The 8,652-nt window shown below is 50.0% G+C and carries 9 protein-coding genes; all 9 read right to left on the bottom strand.

The window, feature by feature from the left end:
• Positions 1-218: 218 nt before the first annotated feature.
• Complete coding sequence (locus tag INF68_RS21845) at positions 219-647, bottom strand: tail fiber assembly protein (RefSeq protein ID WP_192856007.1); 429 nt, start codon at positions 645-647, stop codon at positions 219-221.
• Positions 648-652: 5 nt separating this feature from the next.
• Complete coding sequence (locus INF68_RS23350; RefSeq protein WP_227412943.1) at positions 653-1,285, bottom strand: hypothetical protein; 633 nt, start codon at positions 1,283-1,285, stop codon at positions 653-655.
• A 51-nt stretch (positions 1,286-1,336) separates the two neighbouring features.
• Positions 1,337-1,930 carry a YmfQ family protein gene (locus INF68_RS21835; RefSeq protein WP_000051911.1) on the bottom strand — a complete coding sequence of 198 codons (594 nt, stop codon included), beginning with the start codon at positions 1,928-1,930 and terminating at the stop codon, positions 1,337-1,339.
• Positions 1,927-3,069, bottom strand: coding sequence for a baseplate J/gp47 family protein (locus tag INF68_RS21830; RefSeq protein WP_193525449.1), 1,143 nt, complete (start codon positions 3,067-3,069; stop codon positions 1,927-1,929). The genes INF68_RS21835 and INF68_RS21830 overlap by 4 nt, the downstream gene beginning before the upstream one ends.
• A 1-nt stretch (position 3,070) precedes the next feature.
• Positions 3,071-3,508, bottom strand: coding sequence for a phage GP46 family protein (locus INF68_RS21825; RefSeq protein ID WP_001279799.1), 438 nt, complete (start codon positions 3,506-3,508; stop codon positions 3,071-3,073).
• On the bottom strand, positions 3,505-4,089 hold the full coding sequence (locus tag INF68_RS21820) for a phage baseplate assembly protein (protein ID WP_023568807.1): 585 nt from the start codon (positions 4,087-4,089) through the stop codon (positions 3,505-3,507). The genes INF68_RS21825 and INF68_RS21820 overlap by 4 nt, the downstream gene beginning before the upstream one ends.
• A complete protein-coding gene (locus INF68_RS21815) occupies positions 4,086-5,171 on the bottom strand; it encodes a phage baseplate assembly protein (RefSeq protein ID WP_001548480.1) in 1,086 nt (361 codons plus the stop codon). Before INF68_RS21815 ends, INF68_RS21820 begins: the two co-directional genes overlap by 4 nt.
• On the bottom strand, positions 5,168-6,571 hold the full coding sequence (locus INF68_RS21810) for a DNA circularization protein (RefSeq protein ID WP_001139208.1): 1,404 nt from the start codon (positions 6,569-6,571) through the stop codon (positions 5,168-5,170). The genes INF68_RS21815 and INF68_RS21810 overlap by 4 nt, the downstream gene beginning before the upstream one ends.
• Before the next feature lie 343 nt (positions 6,572-6,914).
• Positions 6,915-8,652, bottom strand: a 1,738-nt coding sequence (locus INF68_RS21805; RefSeq protein ID WP_193525448.1) for a hypothetical protein, incomplete at its 5' end; no start/stop codon positions are given.

Raw genomic sequence — 8,652 nt, 5'->3', positions numbered from 1 at the left:
GTACTGCTTGGAGTAATGTACAGTGAAAATCTTATAATAAATGCAGTTATGTTTATTTTTTTTACAACTGCAACCGCTGGTTTATTTAAGAAAATCACTGAGAGTGTGAAATGCAAATCATCTTCTTTGGTAAAGTGGTTAATTAAAGTATAGTTAATATTAACTGCCTAGAGATTATCTGTTACTCAATCTCTAGGCAAAGTAGGAAACTGGTTGTTCTATGGCTTTTCAGGCCATTCAATATCTGGTGCACTGGTGGTATCGACCAGTTCCAGTGCGTCCAGATAATCCAGCCACAAATTATATTGTGCCAGTTCCTCACCTTTCAGACGACCAATAGCCGCTTTACCAGACCATTGCTTGCTATTCATATATTCGTTGGCCTGATTAATCAATTGCTGCTTTTTCAATTCGGCTGCGGCAATCTGTTCCTCAGGCATTGGCGGAGGAATATCACCCCATGCAGGAAATCCATCTTCACCGACAATGCGGATTTTCCCTTTCGGTGGTTCACCTGAAAACTCAATAAACAGCTCTTCATCCACTTCATTAACATTATCGAATTTAATTCCATTTGATTCATAAATCTCTTTCATCGCTATCGGATAGAAAGCATTTGTTCTGGCATCATATAAATATTTATTCATTTTAATTATCTCCCAATGGCGATCCATCGAGCGTAAATAACTGATGGGGATGATGTTGAATTTAATAATTTGAACTGAGTATTGCTGACAGGTTGAACTGCAAAGCTATAAGGCTCATTCTGAACTCCCACGTTATCATACGAGGCGACAAGCTGAACTGTGCTGTAATTCGTAAAAGGGATTGGGAAATTATTGAGTTGCGGATCGCCAATTTGTCCAGACAGTGCAATTCCCCACTGGATAATCGTCCCACCGGGTAAAGATGCCCAACCAGTGCCACTTGTAAAGCTCGACATGTCGGGAATCTGATTCGCCCCTGTCCCTACATTCCTTTTAGCCGCTTCTCCCAAACCAAGGTTTGTGAGAGCCGTAGAAATCGCCGCTGCACCATCTGATTTGATATCGGCAAATGGGTTTGCACGGCTCAGTGTGAGTTTTTGAATGGCTTTTAAAACCTGAGTCATATCGTTAATGTCGAGCGCCAATCCTGCTGACTCTACGATATGCGCTAACTCTTCCTGCATGGCATTAAACGCTGCTGCCCGCAGCCTCGTTGCGGCAATACCACCAGCAACACTTCCATCAGTATATTTGCCATCCTGCGTTGCAGTGGCTTCGACTTGCCCGATTCGGAGCATAGTTAATCCTCACTTAGTGTTAAGCGATAAAATCAGAGGGGGAAATATCAGTTATGAATAATTGAAAATGATGTTCAGATGGGATGGGGCAATTTTGTTGATTGAACACTCCAGTTGTTTATTGCCCCACGATGCGAGCGGATCTCCGCAGTAGGACGCGCCAGCAAGCGAATACTTGATCGTTGTTTGTGGCGCATTTATCCGCCAGGTAAATGGCCACTCGTCACCGTTAAGCGCATCACCGCATACTGACATGCCACTCATAGCGGGCCGGAACTGTGTGATAGTGATGGTATAACCAAGAGCTGCAGCCACCCGGATGTAATAATCGCGGTTCAGGCCGCCGGTGCTGATTAACTTTGCCACCACGGCGCGCTGGCGATCGCTGACGCCACCGGATTCACCAATCGCACAATCATCTGGTAACCCCAGAGAGCTTTCCCATTCTGACAACATTACCGTCGCTGTAGGGGGAAAAGCACCAGTAATCAGGCTTTGCGCATCGTTGTCAGAACGCTGAAACGCGCTGCCCAGTGCCCGTAATACCGCAGCCTGTACCGTTCTTTGCGACCGGGGCCACGCCCTGCCCGTCGGTAGCAGCGCACCAAGCGCACCGGCATAATCATTTTTTGAAAAGAGGCTCATACAAAATTAACCCCGCCAAGCACCGGAATTTCGCCAACAGCAAAGGTGATATTGGCCGTCGGAGAGTTAAGAATATAGCCCGTCGTGCCGCTAACACCGCCGATACTCCCGTTAATATCAGAGAGGTAAACTTTCCCAGAACCATCAGGGTTAGCTTCATCAAAAAACAGCGCCGTCAGCGCGTCTTTTATCCCCTGAACTGTGGTGCTGTCGGCATTTTTGATCCCAGAGATTTCAATATTGATGACTTTCTTGATCGGGGAACATACGAAAACAATGGCAGTGTCTGTCTGCTGCGGATAGATGTGGTCGGCGACAGCGAGCTGGTCTCCGGTGGCTTTAACAGCCCCCCAGTCCTCAAGTTGGGATATTCCGTCGGTACCGACCGGAAACCCACCATTGTCATTCCGATCACACATGATATACACGCCAACGGTCCCGGCCCCGTTCAGACGCCGCTTTACCCACGCGCGGGTGACGCCCGAAACCTCAAGCGCCCATTTTTTATAATCGGCGTCGCTTCCACCCTGAGGCGGATTCTGCCATGCCAGCAAGCCACGACTGCGAAAATCCTCTTCCGTTTCAATATCGGCTCCGCCGGTCGCAGCGGACAGTAACGTTACCTGTGGATCCACGCCAGCAATATTCGCGTCCAGGGTCATTATGGTCCCGGCATCAGCGTTACCGCGCGCGCCTCCACCCGTTACATCACTGGTAATATCCGGCAGTATGGCCGTCACCGCGACGATACCAAATCCATCTGCCTGAATTTTAAGATCTGCATCCGTCCGGTACTGGTATCCGTCCCCGCGGTTAATGATCGAGCCAACAGGGATAATACAGTCAACACTGCCACTAGCCTGTACCGCAGGCGACTTCGCCGCTGCAGCTGGTTTTCTGAATACCTGCTTAAGGGCCATCCACCCGGCGAGATACTCATCGGTAGAGGTAAACGGGTTTGTCTGCAGGGCAATATAGTCAAGGTAGGCGTAATGCAGATGCCCCATCCCCGCATCCATGTCAGCCAGTACCTTCAGGTTCGCGAAGCGCAGGAGCGCACCAACATCCTCAAGCTCCGCCTGCATAAATTTCCGGTTTCCGTCGCGGAGTTCGCTCAGCGTCGGTCGTTTAAACGACATATTAACGTTGCTCCCATATCCAGTAAAACCTGAATTCCTGCCAGTCCTTCCCCGGTGCCTGATAGCGGATAATGAGATTGAGCCGGTCAGGCAGGACGATCCTTGCAACAGGAATAACCTCGCTGACAACGCCATCAACCTTTAACCAGTTGAGCGCTTCACTCGAGTATTCCTCCGCTTTTTTTGCTACATCCGGGGTCAGTTTTTTCCGCCGTAGCAGCCACAGCCGGGATCCCAGTTGGGATTCCTCCCCGGAATCCCCCCACCAGCCGCGGCGATCGCTATCCTCATAATCATCGTCAGCGCGCGCCAGCCTGTCGGTAAACAGGCTGTCCAGTATTGCAGTCTGTAAATCGTTCCCCGTGGTGAGTTCACCCAGCCCTTTCTGCCAGTCAGCAAACATCTCATCCACATTCCAGAATGAAGCGATGTCACTCATGTCACCTGATCCTCTGTTTTTTGGCTGCGGATATTGTCATTGCCACTCTGGGCATTTTTAACCACATGATCATGGTCATTATGTGCATCCCGCAGCTCTTTCAGTGTTCGGGTATTGGTTTCACAGTTATCAACAATGTCACCCGTGCACCTCAGGATCGGGGTATTTGCAAGGATCCCCTGGCTGGCATTGATGGTCACGTTAGTGGCGTTATTGACCTCAACATTCTGGCCCTTTGCATCCAGGAAGATCCCCTTCTCCGTCAGGAGAATATTAAGGCCCCACTGGTTATACATGACCGTTTCGCCCGCTTTCAGGCCTGTATGACGGAACCCCTGATGGTTGGACGCAATTACCACCGCGCTGGAACGATCACCGCCAATAAAAGCCAGAACCACGTCAGTCCCTGACGGCAGGCCGGATGAAAAGCCAAATTCTGCCATCCGCGGAGCGCTGGCCACCTCCAGCGGAGTCTGGTACTGGATAGACTGCACCACCCCACCATCTTTCATAGCCGTGATCCGGCCAATCCCCAGCATGCCGGCGATCCTGGTCGCTGCATGTTTAAATAGTTGCTTCATGTATTGAATCCCGCCAGGTTCTGGTAGAAGGCATATGGCTGAACGGAGAATGCTTCAGGCGGCATCAGCGTCATGCGTGCATGGGTGCCGTAGTCATCGCGCATATAGGTGACTTCTGCCAGTAGCAATTCAGTCTTCGGCAACCGTAAGGTGGGAAGATCAACGGGGATCAATGTGTTTGGTTCCCACAGTTTCCCGTCTTTATCCCGCCAGGAATCGATGGTTACCGAGAGCTGTTTTGAACGTCCGTACCGCCGGTTCATTTCCCAGTCGATCGCACTTTGTGCCTGTTGAGTAGCCATCAGGGTACTTTCCACAATCGATATATGTTTTCGGTACCGCATGCGGGCGGCCTCCGGATCTCTCGCCGTTGCCAGAGTCACAGCGTCATAGGCCGTATCAGGCGAATACCCTGCAATTGGAGAAACGCTCATTGATACACCGACATAATCTGAAAACCTGTCAGCCATCGATTTGCGGTAGTATGCCTGCTCGACATTTACCCCTTCGGCTATCCCACTTGCCGCACGACGTGTTCCCACCCGGGTCAGTAACAGGTTTCCATCGGGCTGATCGTAGTAAAGCAGAGCAGACCATCTGGCCACCCGATCGATGACTTCTTGCGGAGACTCACCCCAGTTCAGAGTGAACTGGGGTACCTTCACAAGTTCATCAACATCCGTGGTTACGGTGATGCCGTAGTAGGATGCCAGGCGAGAAGCAATTTCAAGCGCATTACTGGCATTGATGACGTTGTTAGGCCACTCGGCTGAGCAATCCACCAGGTCCTGACATTTGCTCCTGCCCGTGGCGCGGACCTCATGGCGGGAGCGCGATAGTGCGGGTTCCCAGTCATCAACATATCCCGTCAGTGTCAGATCATCTCCGATACGAACTTCACAAGACATTCCCTCTTCAACGAGTTGACGATCTTCGTTGCCAGGGAAGTAATCCATTAGCCCAAGATCGAAATCAGAGGGAAAACGCTCAATACCCCGCGTTACCCGGACAGAATCCCACCCCTCGATGATTTTGCCGTCGACCGTCAAAGAAACAACATCCAGATCGCTGTCTGCATTCATTGCCTCAGTACCTTCATGGTTGTCGGCATAAACGCCGGATGCGGTACGCGCGCTTCCTGTACCAGTTCATCTGCACGGGTGGCATCCTGGTATAATCGGTTTGCCAGCGTCAGCGCCGGAAGCGGCTGAGCGGTAGTAACCTGCAGAAGCTCGCTCAGACCAGAAGCACGCTCACTCATCGTAGAAAGGAATGCCGATCTGACGGCGAGAAGCGCGTTATACATATCATCGTCCGCGCGGTCTCCAGCCAGAACCAGCGCCGTATCAAGTTGCACAGAAACTCGTTGAGTTAACTCTTCTGCCTCGTCTGTACTGGCTGGTCTGGAGTCCGCAGCGGCACTGGTCATGGCACCAGTACATAGCACAACAATCAGCGTGTTCATGGTCGCCGAAATCGCTTTGCTGCTGTCGGACTGCTGGTACTCCGTGCTGATTGAATTAGCCAGTTTTTCCAGCGCTGTGATTCGGTCATTAACGCTGCCGGCGCTGTTAAGAATTGCGTTTACCACGTCGGCGACGCCCTGGACAAACTCATCAGGTGTGTTGGAGCTGCTAAGCTGGCTCGACCTGTCGGTAACATTTTTCCGGTCCATTACCGACTGGGCTGTTACCTTGTCAGCCAGTGCTCTCTCATCATCCACATCAGCAACTGACGATTTGCCAGCAACAGCAGAGGAACTACCGCCCACAGAGCCTTTACTGTAACGTCCGTACCGGGTATTCCCGAACGTGGAGTTCAGGACATTGCTGAGATTCGTGACCTGACTGATGGTGCTGTCAACCATGTTAGTCCAGAACGTGACCGTGCCTCTGATGGTGTTTATAGCCTGTGTGACACCGCGGATTTCACTCTTAACTCTGGCAATCGTGCTCAGCACAGCAGTGCTGACCAGTTTCAGATAGTTGGTTTTCACCGTGGCGCCTGCAACGGTACTGCCCGTGACAGCAAACACTTTAAGCCCTGATTCAATTGCCATCAGGGTAAATTCAAATACTCGCCCGTTCTCCATCGAACCGGAAATACGCAAACCATTCTCAGGGATGGAAACCGTTAATTCGCCCAGTGTCGGATGGACAAGCGTACCGCTACCTTTTTGTTCACAGGCTTCAATCAGTGACTGGCGCTGCGTGATAGCATCGCCGCCGCCGTAAACCTGGCTGTTCTGGATCAAGAAACCGCGAATAACAAATCGCCGTGTTGCCCGCCCGATATCCTCTATCCAGGCTGTATCACGGTAGGGATATTCATGTACCGCCTGGCGTCGGCCGTGGCTCCCTTCCTCAGCAACAATTGCAAATGGCACACCTCTGAATGAGCTGGGCCGTAACTGCCCCTGCCAGTCATCGCTGGTATCTCCCCCCAAAAGAGAAGTTATTGCGTCCTGGATAATTGACGGCATCACGCCTCCGGAAATAAAAAAACCGCCATGTCGGCGGTTTACATATGCACTGAAATGACTTATCTATTTATCGCTGGATCCATTACGGTCAAGAGATTCGGCGATCCTGTAAAGATGCTCAGACGCCTTGAATGAGTTCATTAGGAACTCATAAAGCACACGTAAAAGCAATGCACTTACCACCGATATCGTAATCGCCGTGAAATTCATTGAGACAACAGAAAAAACGAGGAAAATGCCAATTACCAGGTAAACAAGCGCAAAAACCTTTGGAGTCTAAATGGCTTTTGCTCCAAAAACTTTTTCATTCATAACTTCTTCCTTAACGAAATGACGACAGTGATCAGTAATTCATGGCCGTTGTTATTCTGCCATTATTTTCCGCATTATAGGTTTTTCGCTCACCCTTATCATTAACCATTGTGATTTCGAGCTTAAGTGGTTGTTCTGACATTGCCTCTTTAAGAGACTTAGCCAGATTGTCGCCGAGTACACTTTCATCACTTTTCTTACCCGTATCACTCAGAATGATGGATTCCCGATTTCTGTTCTGCGAGCCTGAGAGAATATCAGTTTCATCACTCGGGTTACTAAGAGTGCTGGAGTCACGATTTCCAGTTTGCGAACCTGAGAGAATATCAGTTTCATCACTCGGGTTACTAAGAGTGCTGGAGTCACGATTTCCAGTTTGCGAACCTGAGATAATATCATATCGCTGTTGAGCCAGAACTTCCGGGCTACGTAAACCCTTCCACCGATCGTCAATGATGGCCGTCCGGACAGAATCGCTCAGTTCATTTTCGGTATACGGCTGTGCTCCGCTTTCATGTTTAATCATTGCTGCCATCAGTGTTTTTAACACATCAGGATCGTGGAGATTAATACGCTGCTGCGCTCCAAACCCAGTACTTTTTGATACGGAATCAATATATGCACGAGTATTATTCTCTGATTGCGGAGCATAGGTATGAATAATCCCATCCAGAGTATTATTCCCCCTGTCACCATACAACATCAGCTGTCTCGCCATTGCAGCTCTTCCGTCGGCATCATTCGCAAAGGTAGAAAATCCGCCATTTTTACCCGTTGCGTTTGCTGCAGCCCTCAAATTACCGGGATTATTATTTCTGAAGCCAATTGCGTTATTCCTTGTTTCCCCGTAAGGAACATTGCCGCGTGCAACGTTGGATTGTGGCTGGCTGATAGCGGATAAGTCATTCTGCAATTGAATCGCAGAATCGGTCGCGCGGTAATTCGCATCGTACCGCTTTCTTACAGCATCAGTCATGAAACCCGCGTCAACCTGCCCACGTTCACTGCGGGGTAAGCTGTTATAAAGTTCCTTATCGTTCTGAATGCGCCGTAGTTTCTCAGCATCATTGCTGTTGATAAAACCGAGAGCATGAGACAGCCCAGTAAAATCACCATTAGTGAACAGATCGGTAACACCTTCAAGGCCGTCTTTGACTGAACCATCCGAAAGAATGGTCTTAAGTGCCTTGTTTTTTGAACGTTGCCACAGACCATCCCAGGATGCGCTGAGCTCATTCATAGTGCCGTTCACTTCACTCAATTGCTGATTTAGTGCCGGATCCACAGTCAGACCAAATTCATCCGATTTCGCCAGCAGCTTTTTCATGCGCTCACCGTCACGCATTAGCGCCAGCAATTCGGGCGTCAGCCCAAGTGCATCAGCGGCGGACTTCTGCTGTTCAGGTCGCAAGGTTGGAAAAATTTTTGCGATAGACTCCAGTGTTTTAAGGGTATTTACTGAACCATCGCTGTTTTTTTGGATTTGAGCACCAATTTGCGCCATCGCTGCCATAACCCCCTCGTTTTTACCACTGGCAGCCTCATTGAATGCTTTGAAAATACCTTCTATTGATGCATTAGCGCTCTCGCTGTCTGCCCCAAGAATACGCATTGCCCCGGAAAGTCGGGTAAAATCGTCAACGCGCATTCCCGCATTTTTTGCCGAGACATCAAGATTATAGGCCTGACGGGATGCCTCCCGAAATCCATAAGCGACCTGTTTCAGTCCGTAGCCGGCAGCACCGGCTAACCCCAGCGCCCCCATCTTC

Origin of the sequence: Enterobacter cloacae complex sp. P16RS2, assembly GCF_014982155.1 — a bacterium.
In the GTDB taxonomy this organism is placed as follows: Bacteria; Pseudomonadota; Gammaproteobacteria; order Enterobacterales; family Enterobacteriaceae; genus Enterobacter; species Enterobacter cloacae_M.
This window is presented reverse-complemented; position numbering and strand designations above follow the sequence as displayed.

What these genes read in the sequence shown, in the direction of transcription:
- INF68_RS21845 (WP_192856007.1), bottom strand. Translation starts at nt 647, where the DNA reads ATGAATAAATATTTATATGATGCCAGAACAAATGCTTTCTATCCGATA.
- INF68_RS23350 (WP_227412943.1), bottom strand. Translation starts at nt 1,285, where the DNA reads ATGCTCCGAATCGGGCAAGTCGAAGCCACTGCAACGCAGGATGGCAAA.
- INF68_RS21835 (WP_000051911.1), bottom strand. Translation starts at nt 1,930, where the DNA reads ATGAGCCTCTTTTCAAAAAATGATTATGCCGGTGCGCTTGGTGCGCTG.
- INF68_RS21830 (WP_193525449.1), bottom strand. Translation starts at nt 3,069, where the DNA reads ATGTCGTTTAAACGACCGACGCTGAGCGAACTCCGCGACGGAAACCGG.
- INF68_RS21825 (WP_001279799.1), bottom strand. Translation starts at nt 3,508, where the DNA reads ATGAGTGACATCGCTTCATTCTGGAATGTGGATGAGATGTTTGCTGAC.
- INF68_RS21820 (WP_023568807.1), bottom strand. Translation starts at nt 4,089, where the DNA reads ATGAAGCAACTATTTAAACATGCAGCGACCAGGATCGCCGGCATGCTG.
- INF68_RS21815 (WP_001548480.1), bottom strand. Translation starts at nt 5,171, where the DNA reads ATGAATGCAGACAGCGATCTGGATGTTGTTTCTTTGACGGTCGACGGC.
- INF68_RS21810 (WP_001139208.1), bottom strand. Translation starts at nt 6,571, where the DNA reads ATGCCGTCAATTATCCAGGACGCAATAACTTCTCTTTTGGGGGGAGAT.